This window comes from Sorangiineae bacterium MSr11954, assembly GCA_037157815.1.
In the GTDB taxonomy this organism is placed as follows: domain Bacteria; phylum Myxococcota_A; class Polyangia; order Polyangiales; family Polyangiaceae; genus Pendulispora; species Pendulispora albinea.
This window is the reverse complement of the sequence record CP089984.1, coordinates 3836232-3859653: the sequence shown is the minus strand read 5'-3', so window position 1 is coordinate 3859653 and position 23422 is coordinate 3836232. Positions and strand designations below refer to the sequence as shown.

Annotated in this window: 18 protein-coding genes; 13 read left to right on the top strand and 5 right to left on the bottom strand. The window is 66.8% G+C overall.

From position 1 onward, the window contains the following. Positions 1–38: 38 nt before the first annotated feature. The 13 genes from LZC94_15355 to LZC94_15295 all read left to right on the top strand — a co-directional run bounded on the left by LZC94_15355 (position 39) and on the right by LZC94_15295 (position 15848). Entirely contained in the window at positions 39–1013 is a 975-nt protein-coding gene (locus tag LZC94_15355; protein WXB18605.1) for an N-acetylneuraminate synthase family protein, read from the top strand. Between the two features lie 10 nt (positions 1014–1023). Continuing rightward, a complete protein-coding gene (locus LZC94_15350; GenBank protein WXB18604.1) occupies positions 1024–1881 on the top strand; it encodes a sterol desaturase family protein in 858 nt (285 codons plus the stop codon). After that, entirely contained in the window at positions 1871–4498 is a 2628-nt protein-coding gene (locus LZC94_15345; protein WXB18603.1) for an MMPL family transporter, read from the top strand. The genes LZC94_15350 and LZC94_15345 overlap by 11 nt, the downstream gene beginning before the upstream one ends. Then, positions 4498–5586, top strand: a complete 1089-nt coding sequence (locus tag LZC94_15340; GenBank protein ID WXB18602.1) for a flippase-like domain-containing protein — start codon at positions 4498–4500, stop codon at positions 5584–5586. The genes LZC94_15345 and LZC94_15340 overlap by 1 nt, the downstream gene beginning before the upstream one ends. Positions 5587–5597: 11 nt before the next feature. Continuing rightward, the gene (locus tag LZC94_15335; GenBank protein ID WXB18601.1) at positions 5598–6629 is read left to right on the top strand and encodes a hypothetical protein; all 1032 of its coding nucleotides are present in this window, start codon (positions 5598–5600) and stop codon (positions 6627–6629) included. Then, a complete protein-coding gene (locus LZC94_15330) occupies positions 6626–7453 on the top strand; it encodes a glycosyltransferase family protein (protein WXB18600.1) in 828 nt (275 codons plus the stop codon). Before LZC94_15335 ends, LZC94_15330 begins: the two co-directional genes overlap by 4 nt. Further along, positions 7437–8372: a transketolase gene (locus LZC94_15325; GenBank protein ID WXB18599.1), complete on the top strand. Its 936-nt coding sequence runs from the start codon at positions 7437–7439 to the stop codon at positions 8370–8372. The genes LZC94_15330 and LZC94_15325 overlap by 17 nt, the downstream gene beginning before the upstream one ends. Beyond that, positions 8369–10663: an aminotransferase class III-fold pyridoxal phosphate-dependent enzyme gene (locus LZC94_15320; protein WXB18598.1), complete on the top strand. Its 2295-nt coding sequence runs from the start codon at positions 8369–8371 to the stop codon at positions 10661–10663. Before LZC94_15325 ends, LZC94_15320 begins: the two co-directional genes overlap by 4 nt. Next, on the top strand, positions 10660–11502 hold the full coding sequence (locus tag LZC94_15315; protein WXB18597.1) for an SDR family oxidoreductase: 843 nt from the start codon (positions 10660–10662) through the stop codon (positions 11500–11502). Before LZC94_15320 ends, LZC94_15315 begins: the two co-directional genes overlap by 4 nt. Continuing rightward, positions 11487–12035 (top strand): 3-deoxy-D-manno-octulosonate 8-phosphate phosphatase, encoded by a 549-nt coding sequence (locus LZC94_15310; GenBank protein WXB18596.1) that lies wholly within the window; start codon positions 11487–11489, stop codon positions 12033–12035. The genes LZC94_15315 and LZC94_15310 overlap by 16 nt, the downstream gene beginning before the upstream one ends. A gap of 242 nt (positions 12036–12277) precedes the next feature. Further along, positions 12278–12982, top strand: coding sequence for an ABC transporter ATP-binding protein (locus tag LZC94_15305; protein ID WXB18595.1), 705 nt, complete (start codon positions 12278–12280; stop codon positions 12980–12982). Then, complete coding sequence (locus LZC94_15300) at positions 12979–14379, top strand: DUF3526 domain-containing protein (GenBank protein WXB18594.1); 1401 nt, start codon at positions 12979–12981, stop codon at positions 14377–14379. Before LZC94_15305 ends, LZC94_15300 begins: the two co-directional genes overlap by 4 nt. A 2-nt stretch (positions 14380–14381) precedes the next feature. Beyond that, positions 14382–15848 (top strand): ABC transporter permease subunit, encoded by a 1467-nt coding sequence (locus LZC94_15295; protein WXB18593.1) that lies wholly within the window; start codon positions 14382–14384, stop codon positions 15846–15848. Positions 15849–16047: 199 nt separating this feature from the next. Here LZC94_15295 and LZC94_15290 read toward each other — a convergent pair whose 3' ends face one another. The 5 genes from LZC94_15290 to LZC94_15270 form a co-directional block, all read right to left on the bottom strand. Next, positions 16048–16380, bottom strand: a complete 333-nt coding sequence (locus tag LZC94_15290; GenBank protein ID WXB18592.1) for a hypothetical protein — start codon at positions 16378–16380, stop codon at positions 16048–16050. Between the two features lie 312 nt (positions 16381–16692). Next, positions 16693–17130 carry a VOC family protein gene (locus LZC94_15285; protein ID WXB18591.1) on the bottom strand — a complete coding sequence of 146 codons (438 nt, stop codon included), beginning with the start codon at positions 17128–17130 and terminating at the stop codon, positions 16693–16695. 74 nt (positions 17131–17204) lie between these two features. Then, positions 17205–19196 carry a pentapeptide repeat-containing protein gene (locus LZC94_15280; GenBank protein ID WXB18590.1) on the bottom strand — a complete coding sequence of 664 codons (1992 nt, stop codon included), beginning with the start codon at positions 19194–19196 and terminating at the stop codon, positions 17205–17207. A gap of 85 nt (positions 19197–19281) precedes the next feature. Further along, positions 19282–20898, bottom strand: coding sequence for a radical SAM protein (locus LZC94_15275; GenBank protein ID WXB18589.1), 1617 nt, complete (start codon positions 20896–20898; stop codon positions 19282–19284). Between the two features lie 85 nt (positions 20899–20983). Continuing rightward, positions 20984–23422 carry an NACHT domain-containing protein gene (locus LZC94_15270; GenBank protein ID WXB18588.1) on the bottom strand — a complete coding sequence of 813 codons (2439 nt, stop codon included), beginning with the start codon at positions 23420–23422 and terminating at the stop codon, positions 20984–20986.

Below are 23422 nucleotides of genomic sequence, written 5' to 3'. Positions count from 1 at the left end.
GCGGCATTGACACAATGACGAGCCTATAGCGTTATCGCGTGAGCTCTATCGTACGTATCGGAGATCGCGATGTCGGCCCCGGTTGTCCGGTGTTCTTCGTCGCGGAAATCGGCATTAACCACAACGGTTCGGTCGAGCTGGCGAAACAGCTCATCGATGGCGCGCTCGCCGCGGGGTGCGACGCGGTCAAGTTTCAGAAGCGGACCCCCGAGCTTTGCGTTCCCAAGGCGCAGTGGCACATCGAGCGCGACACCCCCTGGGGGCGCCTTACGTATATTGATTATCGACGTAAGATCGAGTTCGGCGAGCGCGAATACGCCGAGATCGATCGCTATTGCCGCGGGCGCGGCATCCTCTGGTTCGCGTCGTGCTGGGACGAGCCCTCGGTCGACTTCATGGAGCAGTTCGAGCCACCTTGTTACAAGGCGGCGTCGGCCTCGTTGACCGATCATGCGCTCATTCGAAAGATGAAGCGAACCGGCCGGCCGCTCATGCTCTCCACGGGCATGTCGACCATGGAGGAGATCGACGCCGCGGTGACCGCCGCCGGGCTGGACGAGCTCCTCATCGCGCACTCCACGTCGCTCTACCCGTGTCCGCCCGAACTCCTCAACCTCCGGATGATCGATACGTTGGGAGAGCGATTCCCCACGTGCCCGATTGGCTACTCGGGGCACGAGGTCGGGCTGGCCCCGAGCTGCGCCGCCGTGGCCATGGGCGCCCGCTTCGTCGAGCGCCACATCACCCTGGATCGCGCCATGTGGGGCACCGATCAAGCGGCGTCCGTCGAGATCGGCGGCTTGGTGCGGCTCCTCACCAACATCCGCGACATCGAGCGCTCCCTGGGCGACGGCGTCAAGCACGTTTACCCGCTGGAGCATGCGGCGCGCACCAAGCTCCGCCGCGTGCGCACGGACGAGACCAACGCCGCCGTGACGGGCTTGGCGCTCACCGAAAAGCGCGACAACGGGGCTGCATCCCCGACGGAGATCAACGGCGTCAGCCACGTGTGAGATTCACGACGTGCACAGCTTCACTTGGGAAATCGCGTCACCGATCCTCATCGTCCTCTGGGCGGTGGGGATCATCGTCCTCGAACGACTTCGCCCTTACGATCGCGGCCAGAAGCTCTTTCGGGAGGGGTTCTTTCTGGACTTCTTCTGGTACACGCTCGTTCAAAGCTATGCGCTGGGCTGGATCATCAGCCTGATCATCCGCTTCGTCGACGAGGAGACGGGGCTCACCCGGCTCCAATTGGTTTCGAGCTGGCCGGTGGTGGCGCAGCTCGCGTTTTTTTGGGTCACCCACGACTTTTACATTTATTGGTTTCACCGTCTGCAGCACAACAACCGCTACCTGTGGCGCATCCACGAGGCGCACCACTCGGGCCATGACATCGACTGGCTCGCGGGCTCCCGCTCGCACGCGCTCGAAATCCTCATCAACCAGACCATCGAATATGCGCCCATCGTCTTGCTCGGCGCGCACCCCGATGTGGCGTTGATGAAAGGGGTCCTCGATGCGACCTGGGGCATGTACATCCACTCCAACATCGATGTACGGAGCGGATGGCTCCAATACGTGATCAACGGGCCCGAGATGCACCGCTGGCATCATTCGCGCATTTATCACGGGACCGGATTCAATTTTGCGACCAAGATCGCCATCTGGGATTGGCTCTTTGGCACCGCGCACTTTCCAAAGGGCGAAAAGCCGGTGGGCTACGGGCTCGGCGACGGCGCCACCTTTCCCGACGGATACATCGCCCAACATGTGCATTCGTTTCGTCTGTTCGAGGACGAGCGCCAGGGGACCGAGCGGACCGATTCGCCCGAATTGCACGCGGTGACCGAGGCGCGCGAGGATTCCCGTGTGGCGTAATCGCGTAACACGCGCCGCCTCGCGGCTCGCCCGCGCGTACAGCAGGAAGTGGATTGCGCTACAACTTCGCCGCCCCCTGACCGTGCTGGCGGTGAGCCTGGTGACGGCCCTCGTCGGGATGGTCCTGGCCTCGCGGCTCGAGCTCAAGACGCGCTTCGATCAACTGCTCCCCGACGGACAGCCGAGCGTGGTCGAGCTTCGCAGGTTGGAGCAGCACGTCGCCGTCGGGAGCAATATCTTCGTGGTGATCGAGGGCCCGAGCTCGGAGCGCGTTCGGGCGCGCGGCGATGCCATCGTGGCGCGGGTGCGCGCGCTTCGCGAGCCGTGGCTGCTCGGCGCCGACGACGGTGTGCACGAGGCGCGGCGCTATCTCTTGCCGCGCGCGGGGCTGTTTGCGCCGCTGCGCGAGCTGGTCAAGCTGCGCGAGGACGTGCAGGCCCGCTGGGATTGGGAGGTCAACGAAGCCCTCGGGCAAAATGTGGCCGACGAGGCGCCGCCGCCCATCACTGCCGAATCGATTCAACAACGGCTCGGCGGCACGGACGACGTTCGGCCCGACGGCTATTTCCAATCGCGCGATCGGCGCACCCTGGTGGTGGTGGTGCGAACGTCGATCGCGTCGGGCGATCTCGGTCGCGCCCAGGCCGCGCTCGACCGGGTTCGGGCCGCCGTTGATTCCGCGGGCGCCGACTCTGCGGGCGTCCCCGCGAGCGCCGACTCTGCGAGCGCCGGCCCCGCGGGCGCCGATTCCACGGGCGAGCTTCGCATCGGCTATGCGGGCGATCTGGTCACGGGCCTGGCCGAGTACAGCGCGGTCAAGGAGGACCTCGCGCACGTCGGGGTGCTCGGCGTAGGGCTGGTGCTGGCGGTGGTGGCCCTCTTCTTTTTGCGCCTTCGCGCCCTGGTGGCCACCGGCATCGCCATTGGCATCGGCCTGGCGTGGACCTTTGGCGTCACCGAGCTCGCGATTGGCCACTTGAACGTGGCGACGGGTTTCTTGGTGAGCATCGTCGCGGGCAATGGGCTCAACTTTTCCGTCCTATACCTGGCCCGCTACTTCGAAATGCGGCGCGCGAAGGCCACCCTCCCCGCGGCCATCGCCGATGCCCACCGCACCACGTGGCCCGCCACCCTCACGGTGGCCATGGCCGCGGCGGCCGCCTATGGCTCGCTCGGCGCCACGCAGTTTCGCGCGTTCAAGCACTTCGGCTTCATCGGCGCCGCCGGCATGGTGGCGTGCTGGTTCGCCACGTACATCGTGGTGCCGCCGCTGCTGGTCGTGATCGAGCGGGCGCGCCCGCTGCGGATGGCGCCCGGGCGGGGGCTCTGGGGCTACCTTCGCGCGCACGGCCTCGCCTTCGAGGCACCCTTCGTCGCGGCGGTGACCAAGGCGCCGCGGCTGGTGACCATCGCCGGCCTTTTGCTCGTCGCCGGCGCGGCGATCGTGTTCCCGCCGTACCTCGCGCGCGATCCCATCGAGTACGACATGCGCCGCCTGCAGAACGATCTGGGCAAGGGCTCGGAGATGTACCGGGTGGCCGCCCTGGCGCGCGATGTCCTCGGCACCGGCCTCGAATCGGGGTTGGTGGTCCTGTGCGACAGCATGGACCAGGTGCAGGCCTTGGCCCGCGCGCTGGAAGCGCGGCGGGACGCGGCCCCGCCGGACGCGCGCCCCTTCGACGCCGTCCACACCTTGTTCGACTTCGTTCCCCAGGGCCAAGCCGAAAAGATCCCCGTGCTCGACGATCTTCGCGAGCTCATTCTGCGCGTGCGCGCCAAGGGCGCCATCTCGGACACGGATTGGAACGCGCTCGCGCCCATGCTGCCACCCGAAGATCTCGCCCCCATCGCGCTCGACTCGCTCCCCGACGCCGTCACCCGCCCCTTCACCTTGCGCGACGGCAAGGTCGGCCCGTTGGTGCTGGTGGAGACCGCCAAGAACCGCAGCGACTCGGACTTGCACTACTTGCTCGAGCTCGCGCAGGCCGTGCGCGAAACCACCTTGCCCACCGGCGAGACCATCCGCGGCACGGGCCGCCCGGTGATCTTCGCCGACATGCTGGGCGCCGTTCTGCGCGACGAACCGCGCGCCGTAGCGCTCTCGCTCACGCTGACCATCGCGGCCGTGGTGATCATGTTCCGGCGCGGGAGCCTGGTGCTGCTGGCGCTGGCCAGCTTGGCGCTCGGGGTCGTGTGGTTCCTCGGGTGCATGGCCGTGTCGGGCATCAAGATTCACTTCTTCAACTTCATCGCGCTGCCCATCACCTTCGGCATCGCCGCCGACTATGCGGTGAACGTCGTCCAGCGCTACGCCTTCGATCCCAAGGCCGGCATCGTGGCGGCCATGCGCAGCGTCGGAGGCGCCGTGGTCCTCTGCAGCGCCACCACCACCCTCGGCTACCTTGCGCTCGTCGGCTCGATCAACCAAGCCATCCGCGGCTTGGGCGCCCTGGCGGTGCTGGGCGAGATCTGCTGCCTCGCCGCGGCCATGCTCGTCTTGCCCGGCGCGCTGATGTGGCGCGCGCGCAGCACGAAGACGTCGCCCCGCGCGTCCATGCCGCCCGCGCCGCTGCCGCCGGCATCGCAGAAGACCGCCCACGGAGGAGGAGGCGCCTGATGGATATTCCCATGGATGCACCGCGCTCACGCGTCCGCCTCGATCGGATCGCGCAGCTCGTGCTCGCGGCCGCCGCCGTGGCCCTCTTCGTCACCATGGTCCCGCGCGGCGCGCTGATCGATGCGCTGCACCTGGTGCGCGCCACCGGCCCCCGGCTCGCCCTCGTCCTCCTCCCCTTCGCGGTGGCCGTCCTCTTCGACTCCGCGGCGCAAGCCGTCCTCTTTTCCCGCCTCGGCCGCAAGGCCGCCATCCACGTCGCCGCCCAAGCGCGCCTCGCGTCGGAGGCCATCGCGCTCAGCACCCCGGGCGGCGGCGTGCTCGGCGAGCCGGTGGCCGCGCTGGTCCTGGCGCGCCGGGGAAACATCCCGCCGGGCGAGAGCGTCGCGGTCGCCGCCGCGCGAAGGGTGCTGCTGATGCGCGTGCACGCGGCCTGGATCGTGTCGGGCGCGCTCGCCGGGTGGAGCTTGCTCGCCGCGCGATCGCACGACCTCTTGGGCTCGCGGTGGCTGCCGTGGCTGATCCTCGCGTCGGCGCTGCTGCCGCTGATGGCCGCCACCGGCGTCGACCTAGCCTTTGCGTCGGGATCGCTGGCCGGCAAGGTGCTGGGCGGCTTGACCCGGATCGTGCCGGCGAAGATCAAGGCCTATCTCCGCAAAGGGGAGGCGCAGGCGTTGGTCGTGGATGGCTCGGCCAAGAGCCTCTTGCGCAGCGGTGTGCGCGCGCTCCTCGTCCCTGCCCTGCTCTTCGGCGGCGTGTGGGTCGCCGAGTCGTGCGAGGCGTACCTGATCATCCACCTGCTCGGCGGGAGCACGCCGTTCGTTCACGTCATGGCCATCGAGGCCAGCGCGTCCATCCTCCGCGCCATCGCGTTCTTCGCGCCCGCGGGGATCGGCGTGCAGGACATGGGCTACTTGGCCCTGCTGAGCGGCGGCGATCCTCGGACGGCCGCCGTGGCCACCGGGTTCGTCATCGTCAAACGCGGTCGCGAGGCCCTCACCATCGCCATGGGGCTCGTGACCCTCGCACTTTCGGCGCGGAGGACGCGAAGTACGCGCGCCGCTGGCAGCCTCGACGCAGGGGAAAGATAGGAGAACGCCATATGAGGCGCGCGCTGTTCATCGGGGGATCGGTGAATCAAACGAAGCAAGTTCACGCCGTCGCGCGCGAGCTGCGCGGATGGAAGGCCACGTTCACGCCGTTCTTCGGCGACCACGCCATCGAGGTGCTCCGGCACCTCGGCCTGGCCGAGCGCACCATCTGCGGCGACAAGCTGCGCAAGCTGTGCCTCGAGTACCTCCGCGATCACGATCTCGACATCGACATGCACGGCGAGCGGGGCGGCTACGATTTGGTCGTAAGCTGCACCGATCTCGTCCTCCCGCGGGTCGCGCGCCGCGCGCCCCTGGTGGTGGTGCAAGAGGGCATCCTCGATCCCTCGGGCATCTTCGCGGCCATCTGCCGGCGGGTCGATTTTCTCCCCCGCTGGCTCGCCGGCACCACCCTCACCGGCACCAGCGGCCTCTTCGATCGCTTCTGCGTGGCCAGCGAAGGCTACAGGCAACACTTCATCCGCGAGGGCGCCGATCCCGCGCGGGTGGTGGTCACCGGGATCCCCAACTTCGACGACTGCGAGCGATACCGCGACAACGACTTTCCCCTCCATGGCTATGTGCTGGTCTGCACCTCCGACACCCGCGAGACCTTCAAACGCGATGACCGCCGGGAGCTGGTGACGCGCGCGCTGCGCATCGCGGCCGGCAGGCCCTTGGTCTTCAAGCTCCACCCGAACGAGAACGCCGCGCGCTCCACGGCGGAGATCCGCAGATGGGCGCCGAACGCGCGGGTGTACGCGCACGGCAGCGCGGAGGCCATGATCGCCAACTGCGAGGTGCTCATCACCCAATGGTCGTCGACGGCGTTCGTCGGTCTGGCGCTGGGCAAAGAGCTGTATTCCAATTTTCCGACCGAGCAGCTGCGCGCCCTCTCGCCCGTGCAGAACGGCGGCACATCGGGCAAACGCATCGCCGCCATTTGCCGGGAGCTCGCCGGGCGCTCGCGCGTGGTGCCGCTGCGACGGGTCAAGGGGCCGCTGCACTCGTCGCCATGGCGCTCGTCGAAGGGGGTCGCATGAGGACGTTGGTCGTCGTTCAAGCCCGGGTGAGCTCCACCCGGCTGCCGGGCAAGGTCCTGCGCCCGCTCGCGGGCCGGCCCATGTTGATCCGCCAGCTCGAACGGATCGACTCGGCCCAGGCCGTGTTCGATCTGGTGGTCGCCACCACCACCGATCCGGCCGACGATCCGATCGTCGAGACCACGCGCCGCGCCGGCTTCGACGTCTTCCGCGGGCACCCGACCGACTTGCTCGATCGGCACTACCGCCTGGCGCGGGAGAAGAACGCCGACGTGGTGGTGAAGATCCCCTCGGATTGCCCGCTCATCGATCCCGCGGCCATCGATCGGGTCATCGGCACCTTCCTCCACGCGTCCGGCGTCGACTACGCGAGCAACCTGCACCCGCCCTCGTGGCCCGATGGAAACGACGTGGAGGTGATGACCATGGATGCCCTGGCCATCGCGCACGAGCGGGCGGTGCGCGACTTCGAGCGCGAGCACACCACGCCCTTTCTCTGGGATCACCCGGAGCGCTTCATGCTGCTCAACGTGGCGTGGGAGACGGGCATGGACTATTCGCGCTCGCACCGCTTCACGGTGGACTACGAGGAGGACTACGCGTTCGTGGCGCGCGTCTACGACGAGCTCCAGACCTCGCAAGCGCCCTTTACCCTGGACGCGATCCTGGCGCTGCTCGAGCAGAAGCCGGAGCTCCTGCAGATCCACGAACGCTACGCCGGGGTCAATTGGTACCGGCATCACTTGGGAGAGCTTCGCACCAAGACCCTCGCCGACACGCGTGCGGTCGAACCACGGGAGGACGAGCATGCTCGCATCGCCTGAGCAGACACCGCCGCAGCACGGAGAACGACTTGGACAACGCGACGACGAGCGCCGCGCGGGGCTCCCCGACGAGGAGCGCCGCGCGCTCGAGGCGCTCGCCCTCCGCGTGCGCGAGCACGTCATCCGCATGTCGACCCGCGGGGGGTGCTTCATCGGCGCCTCGCTCTCGTGCGCGGATTTGCTCGTGCACCTCTATTCGCGGGTGCTGCGCGTGCGCCCCGAGGCCATGGACGATCCCGGGCGCGACTACCTGCTTTTGTCCAAGGGCCACGACGTGCCCGCACTCTACGGCACCTTGGCCGAGCTGGGTTATTTTCCCAAGGAGCGGCTGCGCAATCACCTGCGGCCGGACGACTACCTCTATTGGCACCCCAATCGGGCGGTGCCCGGCATCGAGTTTCACTCGGGCTCCCTCGGTCATCTGCTCTCGGTCGGCGTGGGCATCGCGCTCGACGTCAAGCTGCGCGGGGGCTCGAACCGCATCTTCGTGGTCTTGGGCGATGGGGAGCTCGACGAGGGCTCGGTGTGGGAGGCGTTCTTGGTGGCGGGCGCCAAGAAACTCGACAACTTGGTGGCGATCGTCGACCGCAACCAGTTCCAAGCCAATGTCCGCACCGAGGAGTTGATCCCGCTGGAGCCGCTGGAGCCCAAATTCCGGGCCTTTGGCGCCGAGGTGGTCCGCGTCGACGGGCACGATCACGACGCGCTGGCCCCGGCCTTCGCGCGCATCCCACGCGCGAGCGGCCGCCCCACGGTCATCGTCTGCGACACGGTGCGCGGCAAAGGGCTGCCCAGCATCGAGGAGCGCGCGGATCGTTGGTTCTGCAACTTCACCGAGAACGAAGTCGAACAACTCCTGGCCGAGCTTCACCACGGTGAGCGGGCCCGCATCGAATCGGAAGGACTCGTGGTGCGATGACCTACGAACAGACCCTGCTCGCCATCGCGCGGCAAAACCCCGATCTCATCGTGATGACGGCCGAAAATCGCGCCGCCATCCGCAATGTGCCCAAGGAGCTCGAGGGCCGCTTCATCGACGTCGGCATCGCCGAGCAGACCATGATCGGCGCCGCTGCCGGGCTCGCGCTGCGCGGCCGCCGGGTGGTGGCGCACGCCCTCTCGACCTTCCTGGTGCTCCGGGCCTTCGAGTTCGTGCGCACGGACATCGGCATCGCCGAGCTGCCCCTGACCCTGGTGGGCGCCGTTCCCGGCTTCTTGTCCGAGGCCAACGGCCCCACGCACCAGGCCATCGAGGACGTCGCGGTGCTGCGCGCGGTGCCGGGCATGCAGATCGTTTGCCCGGCCGACGAGGTCGAGCTGGTGAGCGCGCTGCCGGTGGTGATCGCGTCGCGCGAGCCCACGTACCTCCGCTTCTGCGCGACCCCGGCCGTGGTGAACCACGCGCTGCCCTTTGCGCTGGGCAAGGCCGAGCAGCTCTCCGAAGGGCACGACGTGACCCTGCTGACCTACGGCTTCATGCTCCGCGAGGCGGTTCGGGCGCGGGAGCTGCTCGAAGAGGCCGGGGTGCGCGTGCGGCTCTTGAACATGCGCTCCTTGGTGCCGGTCGATACGCGGGCCATCGTTCGCGCGGCCAAGGAGACGGAGCTCTTGGTGGTGCTCGAGGACCACCTGATCACGGGGGGCCTCTACTCCATCGTGGCCGAGACGCTCCTCGCGGAGCAACTCACGGCGCGCGTGCTGCCCATTGCCCTGTCGCGATGGTTCCGCCCTGCCCTCCTGGCCGATGTTCTGGCCCACGAGGGCTTCGATGGCGAATCGATCGCCAAGCGCATCTCGAACGAGCTCGGTCGCCCGCGGTTTCGCGATCCCCTGCCGAACCGGCCCGAGTCGCATTTGCCGAACATCGCCCAGTCGAACGAGCTGCACCAGCGCGCCAAGGGGCTCATCCCCGCCTGCACGCAGACCCTCGCCAAGGGCCCGGGGCAGTACGTTCGCGGCGTGGCGCCGAAGTATTTGCAGCGCGGGCGCGGCGCGCGCGTGTGGGACGTGGATGGAAACGAGTACATCGATCTTCAGATGGCCATTGGTCCGCTGTCGCTCGGGTACTGCAACCCGGCGGTGGACGACGCCATCCGCGCCCAGCTGGAGGATGGCATCACCTTTTCGCTGATGCACCCGCTGGAGGTGGAGGTGGCCGAGCTGGTACGGGAGTGCGTACCGGGCGCGGAGATGGTGCGTTTCAGCAAGACGGGCTGCGACGTGACCAGCGCCGCCGTGCGGCTCGCGCGCGCCTTTACGGGCAAGAACAAGGTGCTCTCGTGCGGCTACCACGGCTGGCACGACTGGTACATCGCGGTCACCGATCGGCGCCGCGGCATCCCGGAGGACGTGGCCGCCCTGACCTACACCTTCGAGTACAACGATCTCGGGTCGGTCGAGCGGGCCATCGACGACGACACCGCGTGCGTGATCCTGGAGCCGGTGGTCTTCGAGATGCCCAAGCCGGGGTTCCTCGAGGAATTGCGTGCACTCTGCACGCGTCGCGGGGTTCTGCTGGTGTTCGACGAGATGTGGACGGGCTTTCGGCTGGCGCTCGGCGGCGCGCAGGAGCACTTCGGCGTGCAGGCCGATTTGGCGTGCTTCTCCAAGGCCATCGCCAATGGAATGCCGCTGTCGGTGCTCACGGGCCGGCGCGACGTCATGAGCTTGCTCGAGCGCGACGTCTTCTTCTTCACCACCTTCGGCGGCGAGGCGCTGTCCTTGGCAGCCGCCAAGGCGACCCTCGGCGAGATGCGCGCGCGCAACGTGCTCGCGCACCTCGCGTCGCAAGGGCGCAAGCTGCGCGATGGGTACAACGCCATCGCCCGCGAGCTGGGCCTGGGGTACACCCGCGCGGTGGGGCCCGATCCGCGCAGCATGGTGCTCTTCGACGGGGAGCGCGCGCTGCTCATGAAGTCGTTCGTGCAGCAGGAGCTCGTCCGGCACGGCATCCTGTGGGGCGGCTTTCACAATGTGACGTATGCCCACCAGGACTACGAGATCGAGCGCGTGCTCACGGGCTACCGGATGGCGCTGAAGGCGCTCGAGCAGGCGGTCCAGGACGGGCGCTTGCGCGAAGCGATCCTCGGCGAGCCCATCGAGCCCATGTTCCGCCGCACCTCCAACTTCGACACCCGCCCTGCCCCGCGGCCGCGCACGCACCCTCCTGCGGGCGCAGGCGGCGCCGAGAATGGAGCGCAGCTCCGATGAACGCGCCGTCTGCCATGTCCGCCTCGTCGCTCTTCGACCTTCACGACCGCACCGCCGTGGTCACCGGCGCCATGGGCCTGCTCGGCAAAGAACATTGCCGCGCGCTCGCCAGCGCGGGCGCCCGCATCGTGGCGACGGATCTCGACACGGGCTCCGCGCTGTCCTTCGCCGAGGAGCTGCGCGCGCGGGGCGCCTCCGGCGTCCTGATGATGGACGCCGACGTGACGAGCCCCGAGAGCCTGCTCGCCCTTCGCGACGCGGCGCTCGAGCAGTTCGGCGCCCTCGACGTGCTGGTGAACAACGCGGCCATCGACGACAAAGTGGAGCTCCCGGCGACCGCGCTCGAGGAGTCCCGCTTCGAGCAGTATGCCCTGCGGCGCTGGCGGCGCGCGCTGGACGTGAATGTCACGGGGGTGTTCCTGGCGTCGCAGATCCTGGGCACCGAGATGGCCAAAGCCGGGCGCGGCTCCATCGTGAACGTAGCCTCCACGTATGGCGTGGTGGCGCCGGATCAAGCGCTCTACCGCACCCCGCAAGGCGAGCAGACGTTCTTCAAGTCGCCCGTTTACCCCACGTCCAAGGGCGCGGTGCTCTCCTTTACGCGCTACTTGGCCGCGTATTGGGGCGACGCGGGGGTGCGGGTCAACGCGCTCTCGCCGGGCGGCGTGCAGAACGGCCAGGACGCGCACTTCGTCGCCAGCTATTCGAGCCGCACCTTGCTCGGTCGCATGGCCCGCCCCGACGACTACCGCGGGGCGCTGCTGTTCCTCGCCAGCGATGCATCGGCCTATGTGACCGGCACCAACCTGATCGTGGACGGTGGATGGACCGCGAAGTAGCCAGCCTCCTCACACCTCCGGCGCGCCTCACGCGGCAGGAGCTCCAACGCCGGGCGAGCGCCCTTCGGCTGGTGCTCACCGACGTCGACGGCGTGCTCACCGACGCCGGCGTATACTACTCCGCCGAGGGCGAGGCCATGAAGCGCTTCAACGTGCGCGATGGAATGGGCGTGGAGCTCCTCCGCGAGCGGGGAATCATCACCGCATTCCTCACGCGCGAGCGCTCCCCCATCGTCGCGCATCGCGCGGAAAAGCTGCGCATGCACCTCTATTACATGGGCATCCACGACAAGCGCGCGCACCTGCCACAAATCGCGCGCGATACGGGGTTTTCCCTGTCGGAGCTCGCGTACATCGGCGACGATGTCAACGATCTCGGGGTCCTCGAGGCCGTCGCCGAGCGCGGGCTCACCGCGGCGCCGAACGACGCGCACCCCTCCGTGCTGCCCTTGGCGCATCATCGCTGCAAGGCGAACGGCGGATACGGAGCCTTCCGCGAATTTGCGGATTGGCTCTTGGAGCTTCGGCGGTAACCTTACGTAAAATCCATAATTGCATATTCGTTCGACTGTTGAATATTCGATACGGATTGGCTCTTGGAGCTTCGGCGGCAACCTTACGTAAAATCCATAGTTGCATATTCGTTCGATTGTTGGATACTCGATCACGAGATCCCTCGCTGCGTCAATGTGTCGCGCTCGAATACGTCGCCGTCACGCGTTCGTGCTGCTATTGCTTCGGCATAGTCGCGATTCCCCACCGCGAGGAGTAGACGATGCTCGAGGCATTGGAAGTATCGAAAATTTTTGTCGACAAGCGCGCGCTCGACGCAGTCAGCCTGCGCGTCGAGCCCGGCGAAATCTATTGCCTGCTCGGCGCGAACGGCGCGGGAAAGACGACGCTCGTCAATCTGTTCCTCGATTTTCTCGACCCCACGTCGGGCGAGGTTCGGATCAATGGCCGATCGGTCTCCGAGCACCCGATCGCGTGCAAGCGCGATGTCGCCTACATCCCCGAAACCGTCATGCTCTATGGCGTGCTGTCGGGCTACGAGAACCTCGAATACTTCGCGTCACTGGCGACCGGCGAAGACCACTCGCGCGAAACGTTGATCGGTCTACTCGAGGAGGCGGGGCTCGATCCCGCCGCCGCCGATCGCCGGGTCTCGACCTATTCCAAGGGCATGCGGCAGAAGGTCGGCATCGCCATCGCGCTCGCCAAGAACGCGAAGGCGCTGCTGCTCGATGAACCCACCTCGGGGCTCGATCCGAGCGCGGCCCACGAGTTCTCGCGATTGATGCAGCGCGCGCGCGACCGCGGCGTCGCCGTGCTGACCACGACGCACGACCTTTTCCATGCCAAGCAGACGGGCACCCGCATCGGGATCATGAAGCAGGGCTGCCTGGTCGAAAGCCTGAGCAGCGAGGACATCTCGCACAGCGATCTCGAGGCGCTCTACCTGCGGCACATGAGCGCATGAGTGCGATCGTTCGGATTGCCGCGCGGGACTTTCGCGAGTTCGTGCGCGATGGGCGCTTGCCGTGGACGGGCGCTCTGATGGTGGTGCTGCTCCTCACGGCGCTCGCGGTCGGCTGGCAACGCCAGGCCGCGCTGCAGGCCGAGCGCGTGACCGCGCAGGCGCTCGACTATGACGACTGGCTCGCCCAGGGCGCGCGGCACCCGCACGATGCGGCACATCAAGGCATGCACGTCTTCAAGCCCGAGCCGCCGCTGTCGATCATCGACCCCGGGATCGGGCCTTATGTCGGATCGACGCTGTGGCTGCAGTCGCATCGGCAGAGCGAGACGAGGTTCCGGCCGGCGCAGGATGCGACCGGCCTGCAGCGCTTCGGCACGCTCTCGGGGGCCTGGGTGATCCAGGTGCTGGGGCCCCTGCTCGTCATCATTTTGGGCTTCAACGCCTTCGCCGGCGAACGCGAACAGGGAACGCTCCGGCAAGTGATGAGCCTCGGCGTGCCTGCCCGGTCGCTGCTCGCGGGCAAGGCGCTGGCGCTCGGCGGGTCGATCGCGATCCTGCTGCTGTCGGGCGGTGCGGTCGGCGCTGCCGCCGCGCTGATCCAGTCGCCCCCCTCGCGACTGGCCGATACGATCGCCCGCCTGGCGAGCCTCGCCGTCGGCTATGCGGCCTATCTCGGTATATGGATCTTCGTCGCCTTGGCGGTGTCTGCCCGGATGCGAACGTCGCGAATGGCGCTGATCGCTCTCCTCGGCATCTGGATCGCCAGCGCCGTGCTCCTGCCGCGCGCGATCTCCGATCTTTCGGACGCATCTTTCCCTTCGCCATCGCGCACGGAGTTCAACCGGGCACTCGATGACGACCTCGATAAAACCCAAGGCCGCGTGTGGAGCGAGCAGTTCGGCGTCGACCGAGCCTGGAGCCCGGACCTCCCGCTCAACAAATGGGGCATTGCGCTCGAGAAGAACGATCAGGCAGGCTATACCGTTTTCGATCGGCATTTCGGGGCGCTCTGGGACAACTTCGAACGCCAGCGCACCGCGCAGGAACTGTCGGGCTTCGTCGCGCCGACCTTGGCCCTGCGGTCGTTCTCGATGGCGATGGCCGGGACCGATTTCGCCCAGCATCGGGACTTCGCCAGCGCCGCAGAGAGGCACCGCCGCAAGATCCAGGACATGGTGAGCGATGATCTCGTCGAGCACGCCGATCCGCTCGGTGGCCGGCACTTCGCTTACGAGGCGGACAAGAGCCTCTGGGCTGAAATTCCACCGTTCGACTACCGAACACCTACGGTGGGCTTTGCCTGGCGAGCCGCCTGGCTCAGCGCTGCGGTGCTGTTCGTGACGCTCGTTCTGTCCGCCGCTGCCGCCCTCGCCGTGGCACCGCGAAGGCCACTCTGATCATGGCTACTTCCCGAAAATCGACCCTCGCGCGGATCATGCGGCACGAATTGCGCGTGATGATCGCGGACCGGACGCTCCCAGCCATCGCCGTGCTGTTCTCGATCCTTCTGCTCTACGGCTTCTTCACCGGTCTTCACGAGACCCGGCGGCGCGAAGAGGTGGTGAAGGCGCTCGTGGCGGGCCAGGCCAAGACCAACGCCGACAACATCGCGCAATGGCATCGGGTGATGGCACGGCAGCAACGGCCCGCCCCCTTCGCCAACCCGGTCGATCCCTCGTCGATCGGCGGCAAGATGGGCGCGCAATATGCGATCCTCCCGACCTTGGCGCTATCCCCCGTGGCGGCCGGGCAGTCGGACATGCTGGCCGACTATTACCGCGTGACCATCCAAAGCCGGACGGCCTTTTTGGAAGAGAGCGAGGTCGAAAGCCCGTGGAAGCTGCTGAGCGGCCAGTTCGATCTCGCGTTCGTTCTAATCTACATGTTCCCGCTGTTCATTTTCGCGATCAGCTTCAACATGTTGTCCGTCGAGCGCGACCAGGGCACCTTGCGCATGCTTCTCTCGCAGCCGTTGACCTTACCGCTCTTGGTGCTGGCAAAAATCGTGGTGCGCGCGGGCGTCATCCTCGGCCTGGCGGTGCTCGTACCCGCGCTCGCGGTGATCGCAACGCGGCAGGCGCTCCTGGACGGTGCGGCGCTGGGGACTCTCGCCCTCTGGATGGCGCTGGTGATCGCTTACGGGCTATTCTGGTTTGCCCTGAGCGCCCTCGTCGCCTCGCTCGGACGAGCCTCGGCGACCAATGCGCTGCTGCTGATCGGCACCTGGGTGCTCCTCGTCCTCGTGGTGCCGGTGGCGATGAACCTCGCGGTATCGAGGGCTCATCCCGCACCGTCGCGGACCGATCTGGCCACGCAGACCCGGCTCGTCACGATCGACGGGCTCAATCGCTACAAGCACCTTTGGAGCACGGACTACGACTATGTCGATCGGCCCGAAACGCTCCTGCCCAAGGACGGCCGCCTGGAGGTGGCCTCCCGTTTGCGCGCCTTTTATCTCATGGACGCCTTCGTCGATCAGCAGCTCACCGACGTGCTGTCACGTTTCGATCGCCAGCTTGGCGCGCAGCAGGCGCTGGTCGATCGTTTCGGCTTCATCTCGCCGGCGATCGTCGCCAACGAGGGAATGGCCTCACTCGCCGGCAACGGGACCCGGCGCTACGAACGCTTCAAGCAGCAGGTCATCGCCTATCACGAAAGCTGGAAGAGCTATTTCGTACCGCGCGTCCTCGACGGCATCGCCATCGTCGAGACGGATTTCGAGCGTTTCCCGCGCTGGTCGTGGCAGGAAGAGAACGCGGCCACCGTGCGGGCCGATGCATGGTTCAAGATTGCACAGCTTCTGGCGGTCGCCGCGGTCATGGGGCTGCTCGCGTCATGGCGGTTCGGCAGAAGGCAGTCGGTGTAGGTCCATCCCATGACGATGCAGATGGGCCGCCTCGGGCTTCGCCGGTAGCTTCTCCCCATGGTCCGGAGCTTGCTGAACGCAGCTCCATGAACGAACCACGACCCTCGGTGCGCGCGCCGGCCATCTCACGGACGTCTTCCAATCGGTGACCGCGGCCTGGGGAAAGTCGGTTCGAGCGCGGCATGCGACAGCCACGCGTTCAATCCCAGAACGATGCCACGGCCACTTGCTCGGCGTCCTCGGAGCAGATTTCCCCCGGTACCTCGTCGCTCCATCGCTCGATGATGGCGATTCGTGCGCGACGTACCAGGACGCTGAGGCGTCGTGCGCGTGCGATGTGCTGCAGAGCACGGGCGCGAAACCAGCACACGGCGGATGGCTCGTCATCACCGGTCGAATCTCGGGCGACGCGAGCCGGCACCATACAAGCCGGTTCGTCGAGGTGGTCACGAAACCACTGCACGATGTCCTCCAGCTCCGCGCGATCGAGCTCGGGAAGACAGCGGCGCGCGTCGCTCAAGTAGGAGAACACACCGTAGGGTTCGTATTCATGGCAAAATCGGACGTAGCACGAGCCAACGCCTCGCTTCGGAATGCTTTCAGTGGAAGTCCGTCCAAGGTTCCGCGTGTAGCGTTTTCGACGGCTCATCGAAAGGAAACGATAGCGCGGCGGAGTGTCGGTGGGCCGGGTCCCCTCGCGTTTGGCGTGAAGGGCTTCGAGAACGTGGGGCCACGCCCCGTCCCGATCGAGCCGCATCGCCCGTCACGGCCCCTTGCTTTCGGCTAGGCTTGGAATGGGCGCGTGTTCGATAGAGCGCTCTGTTTCGGTTAGCCCCAAACCCCGTTACGGCACGCCGAGCGGCAGCTTGACGTCGGGATCCAGGTTCCCTTTGCCGGGCACGTAGTTCGCCTCGAGCCGGATGCCATCGGGATCCTCGAAGAGGACCGAGTAATAGCCCTTTGCCCAAGGACCGTCCTCGGGCGCGTGCACGATGGGGGCGCCGATGTCGACGAGGAAGGCGTGGAGCTGGTCGATGTCTTCGCGGCTGCGCAGGCGAAAACAGACATGGTGAAGACCGACATGGCGTTGGTTGAACGGTCCGAGCGCAGGATCCGCCCGGGTAATCACGATGCCGGTTTTGCCGCCGACGCCGTAAAACGTCGTGGCGTCGTCGAAGACGATGCTCATTTCGAAGAAAGCAAAGAGCTTTCGGTAGAATTCCCGGCTCCTCGGCAGGTCGCTGACGGACAATTGGATATGGGCAATCCCATTGATCTGCATGACTTCGTGCTCCTTACGTGATGGACGGGATGGTCGGCCCATTTCGGAGAACGGCGGCCGTGAATCGGCATCGTTCAGGGCGGGTCGGCGGCGAGCGGCAGCACGTGCTGGCCCGGCTCGTCGAACGATTCGGCGAACGGGGCCAGCTCGGCCACCAGCGCGGCCATCGTCGGATAGCGCGCGTCGCGGGTCTTCGACATGGCGCGGGTCACCGCGCGCTCCACGCCCTCCGGCACCGAGGGCGCGAGCGAGCGAAGTGGCGCCGGCGACTCGGTGAGGATCTTGGCCAAGATGGAATACGAGTTCCCGATCCACGGGGAGCGATTGGCCAAGAGCTCGTACGCCGTCACGCCCCACGCGAATTGATCCGTGCGGCCATCGGCCAGCTCGCCGCGGATTTGTTCGGGGGCCATGTACAGCGGGGTGCCGATGGGCGCTCCCTCGACGGTGACCGTGGCCAGGAGCTCCGGCGAAGGCAGCATCTGGCCGTGCGTCCCCAAGAGACGGCGGGCCACGCCGAAGTCGAGCACCTTGGCGATGCCGTCCTCCCGGATCATCACGTTCTCGGGCTTCACGTCGCGGTGCACGATGCCCACACGGTGGGCAGCTTCGAGCGCGCTCGCCATTTGAACCAGCCAGCGCACGCGCTTGGCCCAGCCCGGCTGCGGGGCGTGCGTGTAGTGCGATAAGGTGTGCCCCGACACCAGCTCCATGGCGATGAATGGATGGCCATCGACGTCGCCCACATCGAAAATAGCCACCGCATACGGCGAGTCGATGAGCGCGGTGGTGCGCGCCTCGCGCTCGAGGCGGCTCGCGCGGTTTGCGCCGTCGCCCGTGCGATCGCTCGAGGGGAGCACCTTGAGCGCGATCCGCCGGCCAAGGCGGGTGTCGAGCGCGCGGTAAACGCGCCCCATGCCGCCTTCGCCCAGGAGCTCGTCGATGACGTACCGGCCGAACAAGCTCCCCTGCGAAAAGAGCGGGGTGCTGCCGTTGGCGCCGTCGCCATTTCCGGCGCCGTTCGCGTCCGGCTTGCCCGCGTCGGCGTTTCCGTCCGCGGCTTGCGCGGCCGGAGATGCCTGGGCGAGGTCGAAGGCTTCGGCGCCGTTGCGGGTGGTCACGCCGTCCTCGCCGTAGAGGCCGCGCAGCCGGCCCACGAAGTCGGTCCACGATTGCAAGCTGGGACGGTCGGGCGCGGAGCCCACATCCACGTTCAGGGCGGACACGCTGTCCAAGCCTTGGGCGAGAAAGATGGTGCTGTTGTAGAGCGCCGCCCCGGAGAGATTGGCGCCCTCCAAGTTGGCCTCGGCCCAGAGCACATGCCGACAGTTGGCGTGCGAAAGGTTCGCGCTCCGGAGATCGGCGCCAAGGAGCCTGGCGCCCTCCAGATCGGCCCGCGACAGATCCACCGACGCGAGCTTGGCCATGCGCAAGACGGCGGCCGAGAGGGTGGCGCCGGCGCAGAGGGCGCCCGAGAGCTGCGCGCCCTCGAGGTCGGCCTCCGAGAGATCCGCCTCGGTGAAGTCCGCCCCCTCGGCGCGCGCGTTGCCCATGCGCGAACGCGCCAGGTTCGCGCGCGGAAAGCGGGAGCCGAACACGTTGGCGCCGAGGAGGCTCGCGCCGTAGATGTTCGCTTGCTCGAAGTACGCCTCGATCAGGCGCGCGCCATCGAGGCACGCGCCGCGCAGGTTCACTTGGTAGCCATTGACCTTCGTCAGATCGGCGTCGCGCAGATCGGCGCCGCAAAGATCGGCGCGCCAGAGGGTGGCCTCGGCCGCGCGCACGTCGCGCAAGATGGCGTCGATGAGCGTGGCCTCGCAAAGATCGGCGGCGCGAAGATCCGCGTCCGAAAGGTCCGCACCCGAAAGATCGACGCCCACCAGCTGCACCCCGGCCAGCGGTGCGCCGCGAAGATCGCGCCCCCGCGAGACCTCGTTCACGAACGGAAAATCGCGCTCATGAAGGAGCGACGCCCATGGCTCACCCCGAACGCATCGCTGCACGATCGCGCCGAGCAGGTCGCCCTGCCCTTCCCACCGCGTGCGAAGCTGTTCTCTAGACGCCACCAGACCCACCGTTCGGAGCAGGATCGCCCCCCGAAGAACGTCTGGCCGATCATACACGCCGCGCCGCGCTCACGAAAGCCCGCTGTCACGCCCCCGATGCAATCCGAACGGGCCGCTGTCGAAGTTGCACGAGGCGTGGTGCAGGCTCGGGATCGTCCCAACCTGCGAGCGTGTCCGCGCGCAGCGGGTGCCTGACGATCGGATGCTTGCGCAGGTGCTCGAGATCGAGCCTGCCGTGCTTCATGTCGGACGAGCCGCCATACGCCTTGTAGTACGGCTCCTCCAGCGCCTCGAGCTTGGCGCAGTGCGCTTTCGACACCGCAGCAAGCTCGCGCAAGATGGTGCGGATGCCAAACCCCGCAAAGGCCTCGGCGAGCTGCCCGCGGCGCAGGTTCGACCAAATTTTCTGCGGACGGTAGAAACGCTGCAGTGCGCGAAACACCGAGCGCTCCAGCGCGCTCGGCGGAAGGAGCAGCGGAAACGTGGTGACGTGATGGCCCGTGTAGTAGTCGAGATCGGTCTCGCACACGCGGTACCGCGGCAAGGTCCGGCCGGGGAGCTCCGGGTACTCGGTGAGGCAATAGATGCTCATGTTGTCGACCTCGTGCGCCTCGCAGAAGTCGACGATGCGGTCGGCCGTGGTCTCGTCGTCCTCGTCGAAGCCGACCATGAAGAGCCCCATGACGCTGAGCCCCGCGTTATGCATCGCCCGCACCGCGGCCCCAATTTCGTCCACGCTTTGCTTCTTCTTCAAGTCGAGGAGCCGATCGTCGGTGGTCGCCTCCATGCCGAGGGTCACGTTCACGAAGCCCGCGCGGCGAAGCAGCTCCAGGAGCCGCGGGCGCTTTCCCGCGTCGACCCGGCAGAGGGCCGAGAAGGTGCACCCGAGATCCGCGCGCACCAGCGCTTGGGCGATCTCCTCGCAGTGTTTGGGGTTGGTGGTGAAGTTGCTATCGGCGAGCCAGAAGTGCGTGATGCCAAAAAAGTCGCGCCGGCGGCGCACGTTCTCGATGAACACATCGGCGGGCTGCCTTCGAAAGCCGGTGCCGCCAATCATATTTTCGTAACAAAACGTGCACGGGAATGGACAGCCGCGCGAGGTGGTCGCATAGCCAACGGGGTACTTTTTGCGAAGGAGCACGTCGGCCCAAACCGGGCGCTTGGCGAAGCCTTTCACCAAGCTCAAATCATCGACCCGACCAAACGACGATTTGAACGCGCGCCGCGGGTTGTGATGCACGTACCCGTCCTTCGCATACGAGATGCCCTCGATGCCCTGGAGCCCCGCGCCGTTCGAAAAGGCAAGGAGCACCTCCGGAAAGGCCAGCTCGCCCTCGTCGCGGACCACCACGTCGCAAAACCTTGCCACCTCGGTGGGGCTCAGGGTGGCATGGGGGCCGCCGGCCACCAAACGCACATGCGGAGCCACCCGCCGCAGCCTGACGAACAGCTCCTCGACCCGCGACAAGTTCGATCCGGTGACCGCCGCCCCCACCACATCGAAGCTCGCCAGATCGCCCCAGGGGATTCCATTAACGCTCTCGCAGAACACCGAAACATCGTGTCCTGCGAGGCTCGCGGCCGTGCCCACCTCCAAGACCCCGTGCCGTGGCATGGCATAGGGCGTGGTGATGTTCGGCACCCGCGGATCGATGTCGATGAGAGCAATTTTGAAGAAGACACCGGGACGTACGGCATTCATCTCATCATGTTGATCATGAAAATTCAGAGGATCAACCGCCAGGGCGCAAGGACCGCCAAGAGAGAGAAGATCCAAAAAAGAAAATTCATATCGTAACGCCTGGCGATCCTTGCACCCTGGCGGTTGATTCGTTTTGAGGAGGAGGAGGAGGAGGAACCGGAGGGAGCTCGGGCAGCTCGGAGAGCGGGGCGAGGGCGCGCGCGTGCTCATACGCGCTGCGGATGGCGGGGATCCGGCTCGCGTGCCCAATGCGTTCGATATCGGGAAACGATTCCGTGTCGTTCACCCCTGCCAAGAGATACACGGCAGCAATCGTGGAGCTTGGGCGCCCATCGCCGAAGAGCAGCGCTTTTCGGTACGCCTGCAGCGGAAACACCGACTTTTTCGTGTGGAGCACGTCCTCGGCGTCTTCGTGGACGAGCGGAAGCGCGATGGCCAGCCGCGCATCGATGTCCTCGCGCTCGGCCTCGCACTGGGGCAAATCGCGCAGGCGCTGCAGAAGGCGCTGCACCACCGCGCGCAGGATCGTATTTTTCTCGGTGTCGAACGAGGCCAGCAAGCACGGAACGACGTCGGGCGAATTGTACATGCCGATGCCGGAGGAGGCCGTGCAGCGCACCAGCCCCCATTTGCCCTCGAGCAAAAGCTTCTCGAACGAAGGACGAACCTCGGGTACCGCCCAGCGGTACATGGTGGCAATGAAATTGCTCGGCGCCTCCTGCGTCTCCGAGTTGACGATGGCCTGCACGGGGAGCAAATCGACCCGGCCCCGCCGCTGGATCATCTGGATCATGAAGTCGAACACCTCGGCGTAGAGCGGCCGCCGGTTCCACTTTTCGATGTTCCCTTCGTAGAGCTCCTCCACCAGCACCTCCGCCACGAAGTACTCGAGGAACGAAAGGTGCAAAGGTCGAAAGGTCGCGCCCGCGCGCACGAAGAAGCTGCAGTTCTTGATCTGCGTGGCGGTCTCCGCGCGCTCGGCCGGGGTGGCATCGGGGAGCTCCTCCGAGAGCACCCGGACCAGCTCGTCGGTGCTCATCTCGATCAGCCCCTCGTCGAACATATGGTACGCGAGGCTGCGCACGAACGCGCGGCGCGCGCGGGGCGACCACCCGGGGTTGGTGGTGGCGTGAACGGCCAGGTTCTTTCGCACGAAGGCGTCGTACAAATCGATCAAGCGGAAGTCGGCGCTGACGTCCGAGCGCTCGGCCACGTACTCCTGCGAGAGGAAAAGATGGATGGGCGTGCGGCACAGATCCCGCAGCCGCGGCACGCGATCCAGCATGCCGATGAGGCGCGCGCGAACGGCCGACGACGCACGCGCGAGGTACGTTTCGATCTGCCGATCGTCGAAGGGCAGCAGGGTGATCTTGCGGGTGGCGGGGATTTGGTCGTCGTCGACGCTCTCCTTGTAGAACGTGGTCCTGCACGTCAAGAACACGCGCAGGCCCGGAATCTTCCGGAGCTCCTCCAAGGCGGCAGCAAACTTGGGCGTCTCCTCGCGCTTGATGCGCTCGCCCATCTCGTCGAGACCATCGAGCACCAGCGCCGTGGCGGGCCCCGCGGTCAGGATCTCCAAAAGCTCCCGCTCGGAGAGCGCCATGTTGTAGCGCGCCGCAAAGAGCGAAATGGCCTTCGCCAGGGCCGCGCCGGGGGAGGCGGCGTCCGGCCCCGTCATCTGCGCGCGCGCAAACGACAGGTTCAAATAAAATGTGGCGGGGACCCCGGGGTGCCCGGCCAGGTAGTCCTTGGCCAGCTCGTAGGCCAGACGCTGGGCCGCGTAGCTTTTGCCGCTCCCGTAGTTGCCGAGCAAGAGCACCAGCGCGGAAGGATCGTGGAGGATCGCCTGCTTCGCATAGGCGACCAGATCGTCCACCGTGCCCGTGTCCGTATCGCCCGAGGGGCGCACGAACACATCGGAGGCGCCGCTCCTCTCGTACACGGACACCAAGGTCTCGTTGGCCAGGCGCGCGGCCGCCTCGGGACCGTACCATGACGCGCTCGTCCCCCGCCCGCTGCTCGGGGTCTTCCGTGGCGCGGTTTGCATGGTGGCGGACAAGGTCCGTGCACCGCCGCCGGATTGGCTCGCAGCCCTGACGGCAAGGGTCGCTCGGATCCGTGCGATGTCCGAGGGATAACGAAAGCTCGGTGCCCAACGCGCCACCGTGAACGCCACCGCCGGGGAGACATCGTCCGGGACAATCACGAAGACGGATTTTCCGTCCGAGCCCGGAAGATGGCGTGGCGCCAGCAATCCGGCGGCGAGCTTGGCATCGTGGCGTGGCGTGCCGTCGGCCACCACCGCCGCCTCGATGCGGCGCGCAAAGGGGGCCGTGACGACGATGAGCGTGATCTCTGCGGTGCGCGCCCGCTCCTCCGCCCAAAGCCGCCAGCCTTCGGCGGGGGTTTTTGCGAGCAGATCGATGTCGCACGGGATGCCCGCCTGCGCGAGATCGTGGGCCAGACGCCGGACTTGCTCGACGTGCTCGGGGGAATCCTGGCTGTAGATGATGAACGGTTGCAA

Excerpts from the sequence above, each read along its gene's own strand:
- LZC94_15340 (WXB18602.1), top strand. The coding sequence starts at position 4,498 with ATGGATATTCCCATGGATGCACCGCGCTCACGCGTCCGCCTCGATCGG.
- LZC94_15335 (WXB18601.1), top strand. The coding sequence starts at position 5,598 with ATGAGGCGCGCGCTGTTCATCGGGGGATCGGTGAATCAAACGAAGCAA.
- LZC94_15330 (WXB18600.1), top strand. The coding sequence starts at position 6,626 with ATGAGGACGTTGGTCGTCGTTCAAGCCCGGGTGAGCTCCACCCGGCTG.
- LZC94_15325 (WXB18599.1), top strand. The coding sequence starts at position 7,437 with ATGCTCGCATCGCCTGAGCAGACACCGCCGCAGCACGGAGAACGACTT.
- LZC94_15320 (WXB18598.1), top strand. The coding sequence starts at position 8,369 with ATGACCTACGAACAGACCCTGCTCGCCATCGCGCGGCAAAACCCCGAT.
- LZC94_15315 (WXB18597.1), top strand. The coding sequence starts at position 10,660 with ATGAACGCGCCGTCTGCCATGTCCGCCTCGTCGCTCTTCGACCTTCAC.
- LZC94_15310 (WXB18596.1), top strand. The coding sequence starts at position 11,487 with ATGGACCGCGAAGTAGCCAGCCTCCTCACACCTCCGGCGCGCCTCACG.
- LZC94_15305 (WXB18595.1), top strand. The coding sequence starts at position 12,278 with ATGCTCGAGGCATTGGAAGTATCGAAAATTTTTGTCGACAAGCGCGCG.
- LZC94_15300 (WXB18594.1), top strand. The coding sequence starts at position 12,979 with ATGAGTGCGATCGTTCGGATTGCCGCGCGGGACTTTCGCGAGTTCGTG.
- LZC94_15295 (WXB18593.1), top strand. The coding sequence starts at position 14,382 with ATGGCTACTTCCCGAAAATCGACCCTCGCGCGGATCATGCGGCACGAA.
- LZC94_15285 (WXB18591.1), bottom strand. The coding sequence starts at position 17,130 with ATGCAGATCAATGGGATTGCCCATATCCAATTGTCCGTCAGCGACCTG.
- LZC94_15275 (WXB18589.1), bottom strand. The coding sequence starts at position 20,898 with ATGAATGCCGTACGTCCCGGTGTCTTCTTCAAAATTGCTCTCATCGAC.